Below are 714 nucleotides of genomic sequence, written 5' to 3' on the forward strand. Positions count from 1 at the left end.
CCGAATGACCGCCCCTGGAGCACCACGCTCAAAAATGCCGCCAGAACAATACTGATCAGCATCGTTTTCTTGACTTCCACGCGAAAAGCGGACAGCACCAGAATGATCGCCGCCGGAATCACCGCGCTCCAGTGAAGCACAAAACTATTGGAAAAAAGCCCTTCCACATCCATCCGTCCGCTTCCGGCACTCATGGAACGTCCCACGATATAATAGAGAATACACGTAGCCGCAAATGGAACCAGCGATGTCTTTATCATTTCGCGGATATTTTCATAAATATCCGTCTTCGTCAGCACACAGACAAGATTCGCGCTGGACGATACCGGTGAACAGCGGTCGCCAAAATAGATGCCCGAAAGAATCGCGCCGCCGATCCAGAACGGGTCAAGCTCCATCGCACGTCCCATCGCCATACAGATAACACCCATCGTCGCGCCGGTTCCAAAGGAGGTTCCGGTCAGGATCGACACCATACAGTTAAGAAGGAACGCGATCACCAGAAATGCCGACGGCGACACCAGCTTCGACGACCAGCACACGATCACCGCAATCGTGCCGGATGCCCGCCACAGCGCTGTGATAAAGCCGATCAGTCCGAAAATCATCAGGATATTGCGGACGGTTTTAACGCCGGAAAGCGACATTTTTCCGAGTTCCGCAAGGCTGTGCTTCCGAATCAGGCCATACGCACAGAAAATCAGATAGCCGCCC

The 714-nt window shown here is 53.5% G+C and carries 1 protein-coding gene; it reads right to left on the minus strand.

Annotation, left to right across the window (positions count from 1 at the left end):
• Positions 1 to 714: Na+/H+ antiporter NhaC family protein (locus tag QVO97_RS03170; protein WP_288188772.1), on the minus strand; the 714-nt coding region annotated here is incomplete at both ends.

The organism is Clostridium sp. CAG:43, assembly GCF_000434655.1.
Classification (GTDB): Bacteria; Bacillota; Clostridia; order Lachnospirales; family Lachnospiraceae; genus Otoolea; species Otoolea fessa.